Raw genomic sequence first — 14,278 nt, 5'->3', positions numbered from 1 at the left:
GCGGCAGCGCCTGCCGTGCGGCGGCGCTTCCCCCAACAGAGGACGACGGATTCATGGTTACATCCCTTGGTTCGGCGCCGAGCCGGCGGTCGGTCATGATCGCAGGCGCCGGCCTGATGCTCGCGGCGGCCATGCCGCGGCGGGCTCGCGCCGCTTCGGCCGGCACCGTCGAACGCCGCCTCGTCGCGGCCCCGGCGCGGCTTCCCCTGGTGGGGCGGGGCCATCCCGATACGGACGTCTGGAGCTACGACGGCTCGGTCCCGGGCCCGGAAGTCCGCCTGCGCCAGGGCGAGCGGCTCAAGGTCACGGTGGAGAACAGGCTGCCGCAGCCGACCACCATCCATTGGCACGGCGTGCGCGTGCCGAACGCCATGGACGGCGTGCCCTATCTGACCCAGAAGGCGATCGAACCCGGCACGACCTTCACCTACGAGTTCGACCTGCTCGATGCGGGGACCTTCTGGTACCACCCGCACCACCAGAGTTCGGAACAGGTAGGGCGCGGCCTCTCCGGCCCGCTCATCGTCGAGGAGCGGGACCCCGTCGCGGTGGACCGCGACGTCGTCTGGATGTTGGGCGACTGGCGGCTCAATCGGGACGCCTCGATCAGCGACGACTTCGGCAACCTGCACGACGTGATGCATGCGGGCCGCCTCGGCAATACGGTGACCGTCAACGGCCGCATTCGGGAGAGCTTCGCCCTGCGGGCGGGCGAGCGCCTGAGGCTGCGTCTGGTCAACGCGGCGAACGCGCGCATCTTCGGGCTTGTCTTCGAAGGGCACGATCCGCAGATCATCGCGCTCGACGGCCAGCCCGTCGATCCGCACGCGCCGGACGGCAACCGCGTCGTCCTCGGCCCGGCGCAGCGGATCGACCTCATTCTCGACGCCACGGCGAAACCGGGCGCGCGCTTCCGCGTGCTCGACACCTTCTATGAGGGCCTCGAATACCGGCTTCTCGATCTCGTCTACGGGAGCGAGCCGCCGCTGCGCGATCGTCCCTTGGACGCGCCGATGCGTCTGCGGGACAATCCGCTCGCCGAGCCCGATCTCGCCGCCGCGGAGCGTCATGAAGTGGCTTTCAGCGGCGGCATGATGGGCTCGATGTCGGGAGCGATCGTGGACGGCGAGCGCCTGTCGATGGCCGCCATGATGCGGCGCGGCCTGGGGTGGACCCTCAACGGCGTCGCGGCCGGCGAGCACAGCAGCAAAGCGTTGTTCACGATCGGGCGTGGCCGCTCCTGCGTGCTGGCGCTTGCCAATGATACCGCCTGGCATCACCCGATCCATTTGCATGGGCACAACTTCCGGGTGATCAGCCGCGATGGCCGGCCGACGCGCCGTCGCGAATGGCTGGACACCCTCCTGATGGCCCCGCGCGAACGCGCCGAAGTCGCCTTCGTCGCCGACAACCCCGGCGACTGGATGATCCACTGCCACGTCCTCGAGCACCAGGCGGGTGGCATGTCGGGTGTGATCCGGGTGGCCTGACCGGGGGGCGGCATGACGACGATGATGCAAGACCACCTGGGCTGCCGCCGCGGCCACCCTCGCTGCTGCGGCACTGCTCCACGTCCTGTCGCAGACGCCGGGCAGCGGCGCGACGACGGGCCTGAAGGAGCAGATGCATGCCGTGATGACGGGTCAAGCCCAGGCGATGCGGGGTTTCGCAGGCGGCGCGGTGCCCAACGGGCAGTGGCGCGCCGCGCCGCGGTCGCGGGACGGGATGGCGGACTGAGGAGCGGCCGGAAGGGCCGGCGGACATGGCGGACGGCGGCCAGCAGTGTGGTGCGGCCGATCCCGCAACCGATCCTGCAACCTCTGGGGACACCAGGTCTTGAAGGAAGGAAAGCATCCATGAGATCCAGGACCATCATCCGTGCCGCCCTCGGCACGACTGCCACGGCGATCATCGGCGGGCTTCTCGCCAGTTTCCCGGCGGCGGCTGCCGAGACGACGGTGGCCGCTCTCGCCAGGGAGACGCATCTCCACGGCATCTCGGTCGATCCAAGCGATTCCACCCGCGTCTATCTCGCAACGCATCACGGTCTCTACCTCGCCGCCTCCGACGGACGGGCAACCCAGATCTCCGTGACGCGCGACGACTTCATGGGCTTCACGCCGCATCCGAGCGATCCGGCAATGCTCTATGCCAGCGGCCATCCGGCGCGCGGCGGCAATCTCGGCTTCATCGCCTCGTCCGACGGCGGCAAGTCCTGGGTGAAGCTCGGTGACGGCTTCGGAGGGCCGGTCGATTTCCACCAGATGGATGTGAGCAAGGCCGACCCGAAGGTGATCTACGGCGTTTACGGCGACCTGCAGAAGAGCACCGACGGCGGCCGCGGCTGGCAGCGGGTGGGCCCTGCGCCGGACGGCCTGATCAGCCTTGCAACGTCCAGCAGATCCGCGGAGCGCCTCTACGCGGCGACGCAGGGAGGGCTCCTCGCCAGTGCCGACGGCGGCAGGAGCTGGAACGCGGCTCATCCGGTGCGGCAGCCCGTGACCGCCGTGCACGTGACGCAGGGTGGCACCGTCTACGCCTTCATCGTCGGGGTCGGCCTGGTGCGGGCGGCGGAGCCCGATCTGAACTGGCAGACGGTTGGCGGCAATGTCGGCAACCGCTACCTGCTGCACATCGCCGTCGAGCCGCGGGGCGAGCGCACGCTCTATGCCGCCATGGTCGACGCCGAAAAGCGCACGACGACGATCGTGTCGAGCCGGGACGGCGGGGCGACCTGGGCTGCGCTCGGCGGTGACGGCGGCTGAGCGGCAGGCCCGCCGCAGATCGAGGGGGCGGCGGACGGCACCGGTCCCGCGTCACCCCGAACCCGTGGCACGGGCTCTGGCGGGAGGGCGTCACCGACGAGGCCGGGGTGCTCGCGGCGCCGGCCGCAATCGGGCTCGATGTCGACCGCCTTGAGGCGGACATCAAGGACCCCGCCACCCGGGCGGCGATCGACCGGAACCGCGCCCTGCCCGGGCTCCCAGGATCACAGGACCGCCGAGTTCCGTCGCCGGGGATCAGCTCCTGCGCGGCGCTACCGGTCCGGGCACGCTGCAACATCTCATCGAACGGGCACGGCAGCGGCAGTGATATTCTGGCAGGACGGGAGCCTATGCTGCAAATCTCGAACATCGGCCTGATGACCGCCTTTGCGGCGGGGATCGTCTCGTTCCTCTCGCCCTGTGTCCTGCCGCTTGTTCCCAGCTAGGTCTCTCATGTCGCGGGCAGTGCCGCGGGCGGCCGGGCGGCCGGGCGGCCCGCGGCGGGCTTCCCCTGCAGGCCATCGGGCTGAGCCTGTGCCTTGTGCCCGGCTTCTCGACGGTCTTTGTGCTGCTCGCTTTGTGCTGCTCGGCGCGGGCGCGATCCTGCTGGGCGGGCTGCTGAATGCCTACCGCTACGAGCTCAATGTCGTCGGGGGCGCCATCATCATCCTGTCCGGCTTCTTCCTCACGGGCCTGGCGCGGCCGGCACGGCTCATGCGCGACCATCGCTTCCAGACCACGATCCCCGGGGGGCGGCCGGGCTCGGCCTATGTGCTGGGGCTCGCCTTTGCCTTCGGCTGGACCTCCTGCATCGGCCCGATCCCGGGTGCGATCCTGACGGTCAGCGCCAGCTCCGTCACGCTCACCGATGGCATGGCGCTGCTTGCCGTCGACTCGGCAGGGCTGGGGCCCTTCGTCGTGGCGGCTGCCTTCACGCACGGCCTCGCCGCCAAACTCGAGGCGGTCCGCCGCCTCGGGGGGCTCCACTGGGTCGCGGGTGGCGTCATGATCGCGATGGGCTTCGCCATGATCACCGGGCGGCTGGCGGGTTTCGCCCTGTGGCTGCTCGAGACTTTTCCCGTGCTGGCGACCATCGGCTGAGCGAGCGCGTCGCCACGCGCTACGACAAGAGCAAGGCGTCCTATCTCGGCTTCGTCACCATCGCCGCTGTCAAGCTGTGGCTACCTTCTGCCCACAAGGACTAAATGATGGCTAAACGCCCCGAAAACGAAAAGCCCACCAAAGCGGTGGGCTTTCGTATGTCTCTCTAATTATTAAGAGATTTTGGAGCGGGCGAAGGGATTCGAACCCTCGACCCCAACCTTGGCAAGGTTGTGCTCTACCCCTGAGCTACACCCGCATCCGAGAAAGAGCAGCGCCGCAGCGCCGTCGTGGGGCGCTTATTGCCGCAAAGGCGCTCACAATGCAAGAGGGGTCGAGCAAGGAAAATGCAACAATGCGCGATCGGCGCGGCAAGGCCTTGGGGCGCCTTGCGAATTTCGTCGCTGGCGCAGCGCAAGACCAATTTGCAACCGGCTCTCGCGCCGGCCGGGGGAAGCGCATTTTCTGCGCCGGCACCGGTTTCCCCGTCGCCGGAGAATGGTAGAAGCCGGTCATGGCTGCCACACCGCCCGACCTCTTTGCCTTTCTCGCCGGCCTCGGCATCTCCGTGCGCACGGTCGAGCACGCGCCGCTCTTCACCGTCGCCGATTCGCAGAAGCTGCGCGGCGACATACCGGGCGGCCACACCAAGAACCTGTTCCTCAAGGACAAGAAGGGACGCATCTTCCTCGTGGTCCTGCTGGAGGATGCGGTTGTCGATCTCAAGCGCCTGCATGACGCGATCGGCGCCTCGGGGCGCCTCTCCTTCGGCAGCGCCGAGCTCCTGCGTGCGACGCTCGGCGTCGAGCCCGGCTCGGTGACGCCCTTCGCGGCGATCAACGATGAGGCCGGCGTGGTGACCGTCGTGCTCGACACCGACATGCTGGCCTGCGAGCAGCTGAACTATCATCCGCTCGTCAACACCATGACGAGCGGCATCGCTCGGGAGGACCTGATCGCCTTCCTCCGCGCCACCGGACATGAGCCGCTGATCCTGCCCGTTGCACGGCCAGCCGGGCGCGCCGATGCGGAACGCGATTGCCACAGCGCCGGAGCGACCCCATCTTGAGGGCCACAGACGGCCCGTCGCCCCGGCTCCCGGGGCGACCGAACTGCCGACAGAGGACACGATGCTGAACGACATGGCCGCACCAGGAACGCCCGGCGAGGGCGCGACCGACCCGTCCGCCGCGCTGGTGAGGGACACGACGACGCAAGGCTTCCGCCAGGATGTCATCGCCGAATCGATGAAGCAGCCGGTGCTCGTCGACTTCTGGGCGCCGTGGTGCGGGCCGTGCAAGCAGCTCACACCCGTCATCGAGAAGGTGGTCAGGCAGGCGCGCGGCAAGGTCAAGCTCGTCAAGCTGAACATCGACGAGCATCCGCAGATCCCCGGCCAGCTCGGCATCCAGTCGATCCCGGCCGTCATCGCCTTCCAGCGCGGTCAGCCGGTGGACGGTTTCATGGGTGCGCTGCCGGAAGGGCAGATCAAGGGCTTCATCGAACGTCTCGTCGGCCCGCTCGGCCCTGGCGCCGTCGAGGAAATCCTCGCCGCGGCGGATGCTTCGGCGGCGGCAGGCGACGCCGGCGGTGCGGCCGAGCTCTACGCCTCCGTGCTGACACAGGAGCCCGGCAACACGCGGGCGATCGGGGCGCTCGCGAAGCTGCACGTGGAGCTCGACGATCTGGACGGCGCCAAGCGCTTTCTCGCCATGGCCCCGGCGGACAAGGCGAATGATCCCGCGATCGCGGCGGCACGCGCCGCCGTCGAGCTCGCCGAACAGGCCGCCTCGCTCGGTGACGCAGCAGAGCTCGAGCGCAAGGTCGCGGCCGACCCGCGCGATCATCAGGCCCGCTACGATCTTGCCCTCGCGCTCAACGCGCGCGGCAAGCGCGAGGCGGCGCTCGAGCACCTCCTCGAGATCGTGCGGCGCGATCGGACGTGGAACGACGACGGCGCGCGCAAGCAGCTCGTCCAGCTGTTCGACGCCTGGGGGCCGATGGACGAGCTGACGATTGCCGGCCGTCGGCGGCTCTCGTCGCTCCTCTTCGCCTGAGCCGCGGGCGCCGAACGCGCACGGAAGGAAAGGGTGACGGCGATGGTGATGAACCCGGTTTATCGCGCTCCGTCGGACTGCCCGGCCGTCATTCCGCTCTTTCCCCTGTCGGGAGCCCTGCTCCTGCCGCGAGGGCAGATGCCGCTCAACGTTTTCGAGCCCCGCTATCTCGCCATGGTGGACGACGCGCTCGCCGGCCGGCGCGTCATCGGCATGATCCAGCCCGACGCCGATGTTCCGGGGTCCGCGTCGGTGCCGAAGCTCTACAGCGTCGGCTGCGCCGGGCGCATCACGCAGCTCGCCGAGACCGGTGACGGCCGCTACCTCATCACGCTTTCGGGCATCGCGCGCTTTCGCGTGGCGGAGGAACTGTCCGTCCTGACGCCCTACCGGCAGGCCCGCGTCGACTACCGCCCCTTCGCCACCGACTTCACGGCCCGCGCGGGAGAGGAGGCCGTCGATCGCGAGGGCGTCATCCGCGCCCTGCGCGATTTCGCCAAGGCGAACGACCTGCGCATCGACTGGCAGGGCATCGACGAAGCGCCGAACGAGGCGCTGGTCAACGCCCTGTCGATGATGAGTCCCTTCGGCGCCAGGGAGAAACAGGCGCTGCTCGAGGCACCCGACCTGAAGTCGCGCGCCGAGGTGCTCATCGCCATCACGCAATTGGAGCTCGCGCGCGAGACGGGCGGGCCCGAAACCACGCTGCAATGAGCAGAAGCGAGGACATCATGAGCGACGAGACGACGGTGCAGCACGAAGCCGGGCGCATCGATCCCAAGCTCCTCGAGCTCCTCGTCTGCCCGCTGACCAAGGGCACGCTGGAATATGACGCGGCGCGGCAGGAGCTGATCAGCCGGCAGGCCAAGCTCGCCTATCCGATCCGCGACGGCATCCCGATCATGCTCCCCGAGGAGGCGCGCCCCCTCGAATAGCGGACCCAGTTCGCCGCGGCCCTGGCGGCCCTGCGGGCAAGGGCCGAGTCCATTCTGCAGCGGCTGCGTCCGGGCGAAACCGTCGAGGATGTCGACGCGGACCTCGCTCCCCTGTTCCGGCTGAGCATACAGGCGCACCGGCGTTCGCCGATGCCGATCGATCCGGCGGCCGAGGCGGCGCTCCTCGTCCCGGCCCGGGGACGCGACCTGCAGACCGGTGCCGCGGAGACGAGCGCTTTCTTCGGCGGCCTGCCGCGCCGGCAGATCGAGGTGCTGCCGTCGATGAACCACGTTCTCAAGGATGTCGGCGAGGACCGGAGCGGCAATCTCGCTGCTTACCACGATCCGCGGCGGCCGCTCGCCGTCGGCTTGGTCGATGCGATCGACGCTTTCGTGCGCCGGGAGATCGGGGCGTGACCGAGGCCGCAGCCTGCCTCACGCCAGGGCATCACCCCAGCCCAGGCGGCGTGCCGTCCTGAAGACCTCTCCCTCCCGCCGGGTGAGGCGTCGCTCCTCGATGCGGCCGTCCTGCGTGCACAGTTTCAGGTCGATGCGGCCGCTGCCCGAGCGCGGCGGGGCGAGGATGCGCGCCTGTGAAGGCGGCGCCGACGGCGGCCGTCGCGAGACGGCGACATAGGCGAATTTCTCGTCTTCCCACGGCACCTCCGCGGCCTTCGCCAGGCGATGCAGGCGCGAGCGCGCGACGCGGCGCGAGAAATGGCACCAGTCCTGCTCCGGCAGGGGACAGGCGGCGGCGTGCGGGCAGGGGGCTATGAGATGAGCGCCCGCTGCGATCAGCCTGTCCCGCAGGGCCAGCATGCGGGCCGAGCCCGCGGGCGTGCCCGGCTCGACGATGACGAAGACGCCGGCCGTACGCGACCACAGAGCGTCGACGAGGCGTCCCCGGGCCTCCGGCGCCAGTTCGTCGAGCACATAGGCGAGGGTCACGAGGTCGCGCGGCGCAAGCTCCGGCAGGTCGGCGGCGATGTCGGCCTCCTGCCAGGCGATGCGCGACGGCGTGGCCGCCGCCGCGAGCTTCTCGCCCCAGGCGCGGATCGCGGGGCTCCCCTCGACGAGGAGGGCGTCATCGATTCCGGGCCAGCAGGCGGCGGTAGCCCACAGGGCCGAGCCGGGGCCGGAGCCGACATCGAGCAGGCTGTGCGGCGCGAAGTCGGGCCGTGCCGCCGCCACTGCATCGAGGCTCGCGCGGATCGCCGCGAAGGTCGCGGGCAGGCGCGTGGCGAGATAGGCGCGCGCCGCGAGGTCGTCGTCGATGTGGAAGCGCCCGTCGCGCAGCTCGGCGCGATAGCGGCGCGACAGGCGCTCGGCCGCCCGGGCGAGCTCCGCGACGGGCACGCCGTCGAGGGCGCGGTCGACGGCCTGGCGCAGCGCAACCGGGAGCTCCATGCGCGTCGCGTCCGGAGAGGGTCAGAGCGCTTCGCCGCGCATCAGCCGCGGCACGGCGCCCACCATCCCGGCGGCCTCGCGGATGAAGAAGCGCTTCAGGTCGGGCATGCGGTCGACCAGCCCGAGCCCGAGATCGCGCACCAGTCGCAAGGGCAGCAGGTCGTTCGAGAACAGGCGGTTGAGGCCGTCGGTCATCACGCCCATGGTCACCGTGTCGAAGCGCCGGGCCCGCTCGTAACGGGCGAGCGCCTCCTCGTCGCCGGGAGGAAGGCCCAGGCGCACGGCCTCCGTCACCGCCTCGGCGAGCGCAGCCACGTCGCGCAAGCCGATGTTGAGCCCTTGGCCGGCGATCGGGTGGATGACATGGGCGGCATCGCCGACGAGTGCCAGGTGGTCGCCGACGAAGCGGCGGGCAATGCCGATGCCGAGGGGGAAGGCCTGGACACGGCCTTCGAGGGCGATGCCGCCGAGTTCGAGGCCGAAGCGCCGCTCGACCTCGGCGAGGAGATCCTCCGCGGCGAGGCCGAGGAGGGCGGGCACGTCGCGCTCGCGCTCCGTCCACACGATGGAGGAGCGGTGGGCGCCGTCCTTGTCCTTCAGCGGCAGGATGGCGAAGGGGCCGGCGGGCAGGAAATGTTCGACGGCGCGGCCCTCGTGCGGCCGCTCGTGGCGGATCGTGGCCACGAGGCCGGACTGCCCGTAGGAGCGGCCGATCCACTGGATGCCGGCCATGCGGCGGATGCGCGAGCGCGCGCCATCAGCGGCGACGAGGAGCGCCGCATCGCACGTGCCGCCGGTCTCGAGCGCCACAGCCATCCCGTCGGTCGTGCGGGCGAATCGCGCGACGGCGGACGGCGCGAGCGTCACACCAGCGGTGCCGCAGGCGTCGCGAAGGGCGCCGATCAGGGCGGCGTTCTCGACCATGTGGGCGAAGGGTTCGCCCGGTTCCACCTCGCCGTCGAAGGTGAGGAAGACGGGCCGCACCGGGTCCTTGAGGCGGCTGTCGGTGACGATCATGTCGAGCATCGGCTCGGCGCCGGCCTCGGCCTGCCGCCACACTCCGAGCACCTCGAGCATCCTTCGCGCTCCGGCCGCAATGGCGGAGGCGCGCGGATCCACGCCGGGATCGCGTCCGATTCCGGGGTCGCAGACCGTGACGGCAAGCGCGTCGCCCGCGCCGTGCTTGAGGGCAAGTGCCAGGCTCAGGCCGGCGATGCCGCCGCCTGCGATCACGACCTCATGCCCCTTCGACCGTGCGGTGCGCGCCATGGCCGGTTCTCCTCGCTCACCCGGGCGATCTGCCGGGACGGGTTTGCCAGGGCGCTTGACGCGGTGCAACACCGCGGGCCTCATGCGGGACGCCGGCCGGCTGCTTCGTCACGCCCGCCGCCGGTTACTCCGCCATGCCGCCCGCGAAGGCCACCCCATGACGAGCGCCATCGACAATCTTCTTGCGATACTCGATCTCGAGCCCCTGGAGCACAACCTCTTTCGCGGTCGCAGCCCCCAGGTCGGGTGGCAGCGCGTGTTCGGCGGGCAGGTGATCGGCCAGGCGCTCGTGGCGGCGACCCGCACCGTGGACGGGCGGCGGCCGCATTCGCTGCACGCCTATTTCCTGCTGCCCGGCGACCCCAAGGTGCCGATCATCTATGAGGTCGACCGCATCCGCGACGGCAAGAGCTTCACGACGCGGCGCGTCGTCGCCATCCAGCACGGGCAGGCGATCTTCTCGATGTCGGCCTCGTTCCACGTCCAGGAAGCGGGCTTCGACCACCAGATGGAGATGCCCGACATGCCGCCGCCGGAGGCGCTGCCGAGTGACGAGGAGATCAAGACGCGCGTCCTGCCGCTGATGCCCGATCCCGTGCGCGCCTACTACGAACGCGAGCGGCCGATCGAGCTGAAGCCCGTCGAATTCAAGCGCTACCTGTCGCGCGACGGCATGGCGCCGTCCTTCAACGTCTGGATCCGCACGACGGGCAGGCTGCCGGACGATCCGGCGATCCACCAGTGCGTCCTTGCCTATGCCTCGGACATGACGCTGCTCGACACGTCGCTGGTGCCGCACGGGCGCACGGTGTTCGAGCGCTCGATCCAGGCCGCGAGCCTCGACCACGCCCTGTGGTTCCATCGCCCTTTCCGCGCCGACGACTGGCTGCTCTACACGCAGGATACGCCGTCAGCCGGCGGGGCGCGGGGCTTCGCCCGCGGCCTCATCTACGACCGCGCCGGCCGGCTCGTCGCCTCGGTGGCGCAGGAAGGCCTCATCCGCGAGCGCCCTGACCTCGCCTGAAACCGCGCAGCTCGCCTGTTCCGCGACCATTCTGCCTAATTTTTAGCCGTTCGTGCCCACTGCCCTGCTGCAGGCGCAGGCGGAGTGCGTGGTTTTTCGCCCGCTCGCATCGCTCGCGACATCGTGCTGCGCGCCCGTGCAGGGGGCCCTGCGGCTGCAAGGCGCCGCAAATCCTTGCCCCTGCGCTCCTCATCGTGCCAGCTGGCTGCCGCCGGCGCGGAAACGGCCCTTCGCGGCGGCGGCTTCCCATCTGGCACGCTGCTTGATTCCCCACGTCCCGGCAACTGGGCCGGCCGGCCGTTCCGACGGCGGCGCGAACGGGGAACCGAGTCATGAAAATCGTGATGGCCATCATCAAGCCGTTCAAGCTCGAGGAGGTGCGCGACGCGCTCACCGCCATCGGGGTGCACGGCCTGACAGTGACCGAGGTGAAGGGCTACGGCCGCCAGAAGGGTCACACGGAGATCTATCGCGGCGCCGAATATGCGGTGAGCTTCCTGCCGAAGCTCAAGATCGAGGTGGCCGTGCCGAGCGACCTCGCCGACAGGGTGGTGGAGGCGATCATCGCTGCCGCCCGCACGGGCCAGATCGGCGACGGCAAGATCTTCGTCTCATCCATCGAGAAGGCCGTGCGGATCCGTACCGGCGAGACCGATCTCGACGCCCTCTGATCCCGCCCGAATCGACGATACAGGGAGTTTGTCCATGACGCTCAAGCGTTTCCTCGGGGCGGGGGGCATGGGGCTCGGCCTCGCCGCCCTCCTCGCCTCCGCCGCCCTGGCGCAGGGTGCGGCCGCAGCACCAGTGCCCAACAAGGGCGACACCGCCTGGATGACGGTCGCGACGCTGCTCGTGCTGATGATGTCGGTGCCCGGCCTCGCCATGTTCTACGGCGGCCTTGTGCGCACCAAGAACATGCTCTCCATCCTCACCCAGGTCTTCGCCATCGTGTCTCTGGCGGCGATCCTGTGGGTGTTCTACGGCTATTCGCTCGCCTTCACCAACGGCGGCGGCCTCAACGACTTCGTCGGCGGCTTCTCCAAGGCCTTCCTGCGCGGCGTCGATGCCAATTCTGTTGCGGCGACCTTCTCCAACGGCGTCGTCATCCCCGAATATATCTACATGGCGTTCCAGGCGACCTTCGCCTGCATCACGCCGGCGCTCATCGTGGGCGGCTTCGCCGAGCGCATGAAGTTCTCGGCGATCCTGCTCTTCGTGGCCCTGTGGCTGACGCTCGTCTATTTCCCGATCGCGCACATGGTCTGGTACTGGGCCGGCCCCGACGCCATCGCCGAGGCCGCCAAGGCGGTCGCCTCCGCCGCGGACGCGGCGGCCAAGACCGCGGCGGAAGCCAAGCTTGCCGAGGTGCAGGGCGACGCCGGCCTCATCTTCAAGTGGGGCGCGCTCGACTTCGCCGGCGGCACGGTGGTGCACATCAACGCGGGCATCGCCGGCTTCGTCGGCTGCCTGATGGTCGGCAAGCGCATCGGCTACGGCAAGGACCTGCTTGCCCCGCACTCGCTCACCTCGACGATGATCGGCGCGTCGCTGCTGTGGGTCGGCTGGTTCGGCTTCAACGCCGGCTCCAACCTCGAGGCCAACGGCACCACGGCGCTCGCCTTCGTCAACACCTTCGTCGCCACCGCGGCGGCGGCGCTCTCCTGGCTCTTCGTCGAGTGGGCGGTGAAGGGCAAGCCGTCGCTCCTCGGCATGGCCTCGGGGGCCGTCGCCGGCCTCGTCGCCATCACGCCGGCTTCCGGCTTCGCCGGCCCGATGGGTTCGATCGTGCTGGGCCTCGCCGCCGGCGCCGTCTGCTTCTTCTTCTGTTCCACGGTGAAGAACGCCTTCGGCTACGACGACTCGCTCGACGTGTTCGGCGTGCACTGCGTCGGTGGCATCCTCGGCGCCATCGCCACGGGCATTCTCGTCAGTCCGGCCCTCGGTGGCGTCGGCATCGCCGACTATGTGTCGAAGCCCGGCGAGCTCGCGGCCGGCACCTACGAGTTCGGCACGCAGGTCATGGCCCAGCTCAAGGCCGTGCTGCTGACGCTGGCGTGGTCGGGCATCGGCTCTGCAATTCTCTACAAGGTGGTCGATCTGCTTGTCGGCCTGCGCGTCACGCAGGAGGAGGAGCGTGAGGGCCTCGACATCGCCGAGCACGGCGAGCGGGCCTACAACTACTGAGCGACGACACGCCGTGGCGCGAAGCCCGGCGCCGACAAATCGCGGGAAGCCCCGGCCTTGGCCGGGGCTTCTTTGACTCCCAGGCCGGTGCGCGATCCCGGGCCCGCCGGCGCCGACAAGGTTAATCGTGTCTTAACTTCGCGATCGCTATGCTCGGAGGGAATCCATCCGTCCGTGGACCACCCGACGCCCTCCAACGCCAGCCGCCGCGACGCCGCCCATGCGCACCACCCGCCGGACATCGTCCCCTGCCGACGACCTCTCCGATGCCCTGCGCCGCTTTCTGGCGCGGCGGGCGGCCGAGTTTGTCGGCCTCGGGCTGATCGCGCTCGCGGCAGCGGCGGCGGTGGCGCTCGCGAGCTGGTCGGTGGACGACCCGAGCTTCACCCACGCCAAGGACGGGCCGGTGGTCAACTGGCTCGGCATGTCGGGAGCGGTGGTGGCCGACATCGGCATGCAGATCCTCGGTCTCGGCTCCATTGCCCTCGTGGCGCCCCTGGCGGTCTGGGGCATGCGCCTGATCTCGCGCCGCGCCCTGCCGCGACTCCCCCTGCGCCTCGGGCTCTGGATCGCCGGCACGGCGGCGGCGGCGGCGGTCGCGAGCGCCATGCCGCCGACGGCGCGCTGGCCATTGCCGACCGGCCTCGGCGGCGTCGTCGGCGATGCGCTGCTCTTCGGGGCGCGGGGCGTTCTCAGCCTCGGCAGCGGTCCGGGCGCTGCGATCGTCGGCTTCGTCTATGCGGGCGTCGCGATCCTCACCCTCACGGCCGCCTGTGGCTACGGCCTCGTGGAGGATGGCGACGAGGCGGCCGATGGTGCCCGCGCCGGGCGCGATCCCTTCGACGAGGAGGAGGACGGCCGGGACGAGCCGGGCTGGGGAATCATCTCGCTCGGGGCGCTCGTGCACGGCCTCATGACCGTCAAGGCAGCGCTCGCCCGCCGGCTCGCCGGCCGCGCGGCGCAGCCCCTGGCGGCCGCAGCCGGACGTGGCTTCGACGCTCACCGCTATGCCGACGATCCCTTCGCCGGCCTCCCGCGTCCAGTGGCACGCGGCCGGCGCGACCCGGTCTTCGACGGTGCTGCCCCGATGCCGGCCGACGATGCGCCCCATGCGCCCTACGACGAGGACGATGACGGGCCCGAGATGCCCGTGCGGCCGCGCTCGGTGCCGCTGCCCCCGCAACGCGGCCCTGCGTCGCGCGCGGCGCGCTCCGGCCGCGTGGGGTTGGCGGCGCCCTCGGCTGAGGCGGATTTCGTCTCGAGCCGTGTGATGCCGCCCGCGGCCGCGCCGCGGCCGGGCAAGCGCCTCGCCCGCGAGCAGCAGCCCTCGCTCCTCGACGGGGAAGGCTATCAGCTGCCGCCGCTGACGCTGCTCGCCGAACCGAAGAAGTCGCCTGCCGCCGCCGTCTCTCCCGAGGCGCTCGAGCAGAACGCCGCCATGCTCGAGAGCACGCTCGAGGACTTCGGGGTTCGTGGGGAGATCATCAACGTGCGTCCGGGCCCGGTGGTGACCTTGTACGAGCTGGAGCCGGCGCC

15 protein-coding genes and 1 tRNA gene are annotated in these 14,278 nt (G+C 70.3%); 13 read left to right on the top strand and 3 right to left on the bottom strand.

Features of this window, described 5'->3' with window-relative positions; translation table 11 throughout:
• The first annotated feature begins 53 nt into the window (after positions 1–53).
• The 4 genes from QNA08_RS10605 to QNA08_RS10595 all read left to right on the top strand — a co-directional run bounded on the left by QNA08_RS10605 (position 54) and on the right by QNA08_RS10595 (position 3,866).
• Positions 54–1,490 (top strand): multicopper oxidase family protein, encoded by a 1,437-nt coding sequence (locus QNA08_RS10605; RefSeq protein ID WP_283740684.1) that lies wholly within the window; start codon positions 54–56, stop codon positions 1,488–1,490.
• Between the two features lie 366 nt (positions 1,491–1,856).
• Positions 1,857–2,765: a WD40/YVTN/BNR-like repeat-containing protein gene (locus QNA08_RS10600; protein ID WP_283740683.1), complete on the top strand. Its 909-nt coding sequence runs from the start codon at positions 1,857–1,859 to the stop codon at positions 2,763–2,765.
• Between the two features lie 107 nt (positions 2,766–2,872).
• On the top strand, positions 2,873–3,211 hold the full coding sequence (locus QNA08_RS19050; RefSeq protein ID WP_422679900.1) for a thioredoxin domain-containing protein: 339 nt from the start codon (positions 2,873–2,875) through the stop codon (positions 3,209–3,211).
• A gap of 133 nt (positions 3,212–3,344) precedes the next feature.
• Positions 3,345–3,866 (top strand): cytochrome c biogenesis CcdA family protein, encoded by a 522-nt coding sequence (locus QNA08_RS10595; protein ID WP_422679899.1) that lies wholly within the window; start codon positions 3,345–3,347, stop codon positions 3,864–3,866.
• A gap of 184 nt (positions 3,867–4,050) precedes the next feature.
• On the opposite strand, the gene QNA08_RS10590 is transcribed toward QNA08_RS10595, so the two are convergent.
• Positions 4,051–4,125, bottom strand: a tRNA-Gly gene (locus QNA08_RS10590).
• 255 nt (positions 4,126–4,380) lie between these two features.
• On the opposite strand from QNA08_RS10590, the gene QNA08_RS10585 reads away from it, so the two are divergent.
• The 5 genes from QNA08_RS10585 to QNA08_RS10565 all read left to right on the top strand — a co-directional run bounded on the left by QNA08_RS10585 (position 4,381) and on the right by QNA08_RS10565 (position 7,275).
• A complete protein-coding gene (locus QNA08_RS10585) occupies positions 4,381–4,935 on the top strand; it encodes a prolyl-tRNA synthetase associated domain-containing protein (RefSeq protein ID WP_283740682.1) in 555 nt (184 codons plus the stop codon).
• Between the two features lie 61 nt (positions 4,936–4,996).
• Positions 4,997–5,923, top strand: coding sequence for a thioredoxin (trxA, locus tag QNA08_RS10580; RefSeq protein WP_283740681.1), 927 nt, complete (start codon positions 4,997–4,999; stop codon positions 5,921–5,923).
• Positions 5,924–5,965: 42 nt separating this feature from the next.
• A complete protein-coding gene (locus QNA08_RS10575) occupies positions 5,966–6,637 on the top strand; it encodes an LON peptidase substrate-binding domain-containing protein (protein ID WP_283740937.1) in 672 nt (223 codons plus the stop codon).
• 17 nt (positions 6,638–6,654) lie between these two features.
• Positions 6,655–6,858, top strand: coding sequence for a Trm112 family protein (locus QNA08_RS10570; protein WP_283740680.1), 204 nt, complete (start codon positions 6,655–6,657; stop codon positions 6,856–6,858).
• Between the two features lie 150 nt (positions 6,859–7,008).
• Entirely contained in the window at positions 7,009–7,275 is a 267-nt protein-coding gene (locus QNA08_RS10565; protein ID WP_283740679.1) for a hypothetical protein, read from the top strand.
• Between the two features lie 18 nt (positions 7,276–7,293).
• Here QNA08_RS10565 and QNA08_RS10560 read toward each other — a convergent pair whose 3' ends face one another.
• A complete protein-coding gene (locus QNA08_RS10560) occupies positions 7,294–8,265 on the bottom strand; it encodes a small ribosomal subunit Rsm22 family protein (protein WP_283740678.1) in 972 nt (323 codons plus the stop codon).
• 21 nt (positions 8,266–8,286) lie between these two features.
• Entirely contained in the window at positions 8,287–9,534 is a 1,248-nt protein-coding gene (locus QNA08_RS10555; RefSeq protein WP_283740677.1) for a ubiquinone biosynthesis hydroxylase, read from the bottom strand.
• A gap of 157 nt (positions 9,535–9,691) precedes the next feature.
• Between QNA08_RS10555 and tesB the strand changes: the two genes are divergently transcribed.
• The 4 genes from tesB to QNA08_RS10535 all read left to right on the top strand — a co-directional run.
• Entirely contained in the window at positions 9,692–10,558 is an 867-nt protein-coding gene (gene tesB, locus QNA08_RS10550) for an acyl-CoA thioesterase II (protein WP_283740676.1), read from the top strand.
• 332 nt (positions 10,559–10,890) lie between these two features.
• Complete coding sequence (locus tag QNA08_RS10545) at positions 10,891–11,229, top strand: P-II family nitrogen regulator (protein WP_283740675.1); 339 nt, start codon at positions 10,891–10,893, stop codon at positions 11,227–11,229.
• A 34-nt stretch (positions 11,230–11,263) separates the two neighbouring features.
• The gene (locus QNA08_RS10540) at positions 11,264–12,742 is read left to right on the top strand and encodes an ammonium transporter (protein WP_283740674.1); all 1,479 of its coding nucleotides are present in this window, start codon (positions 11,264–11,266) and stop codon (positions 12,740–12,742) included.
• Positions 12,743–12,962: 220 nt separating this feature from the next.
• Positions 12,963–14,278: DNA translocase FtsK 4TM domain-containing protein (locus QNA08_RS10535; protein ID WP_283740673.1), on the top strand; the 1,316-nt coding region annotated here is incomplete at its 3' end.

It is taken from the genome of Chelatococcus albus, assembly GCF_030067675.1.
GTDB lineage: Bacteria > Pseudomonadota > Alphaproteobacteria > Rhizobiales > Beijerinckiaceae > Chelatococcus_A > Chelatococcus_A albus.
This window is presented reverse-complemented; position numbering and strand designations above follow the sequence as displayed.

Bases quoted from the DNA above. Each gene is read 5' to 3' on its own strand.
- QNA08_RS10565 (WP_283740679.1), top strand. From the start codon at position 7,009: ATGCCGATCGATCCGGCGGCCGAGGCGGCGCTCCTCGTCCCGGCCCGG.
- QNA08_RS10600 (WP_283740683.1), top strand. From the start codon at position 1,857: ATGAGATCCAGGACCATCATCCGTGCCGCCCTCGGCACGACTGCCACG.
- QNA08_RS10570 (WP_283740680.1), top strand. From the start codon at position 6,655: ATGAGCGACGAGACGACGGTGCAGCACGAAGCCGGGCGCATCGATCCC.
- QNA08_RS10555 (WP_283740677.1), bottom strand. From the start codon at position 9,534: ATGGCGCGCACCGCACGGTCGAAGGGGCATGAGGTCGTGATCGCAGGC.
- trxA (WP_283740681.1), top strand. From the start codon at position 4,997: ATGCTGAACGACATGGCCGCACCAGGAACGCCCGGCGAGGGCGCGACC.
- QNA08_RS10545 (WP_283740675.1), top strand. From the start codon at position 10,891: ATGAAAATCGTGATGGCCATCATCAAGCCGTTCAAGCTCGAGGAGGTG.
- tesB (WP_283740676.1), top strand. From the start codon at position 9,692: ATGACGAGCGCCATCGACAATCTTCTTGCGATACTCGATCTCGAGCCC.
- QNA08_RS10540 (WP_283740674.1), top strand. From the start codon at position 11,264: ATGACGCTCAAGCGTTTCCTCGGGGCGGGGGGCATGGGGCTCGGCCTC.
- QNA08_RS10605 (WP_283740684.1), top strand. From the start codon at position 54: ATGGTTACATCCCTTGGTTCGGCGCCGAGCCGGCGGTCGGTCATGATC.
- QNA08_RS10585 (WP_283740682.1), top strand. From the start codon at position 4,381: ATGGCTGCCACACCGCCCGACCTCTTTGCCTTTCTCGCCGGCCTCGGC.
- QNA08_RS10560 (WP_283740678.1), bottom strand. From the start codon at position 8,265: ATGGAGCTCCCGGTTGCGCTGCGCCAGGCCGTCGACCGCGCCCTCGAC.
- QNA08_RS10575 (WP_283740937.1), top strand. From the start codon at position 5,966: ATGGTGATGAACCCGGTTTATCGCGCTCCGTCGGACTGCCCGGCCGTC.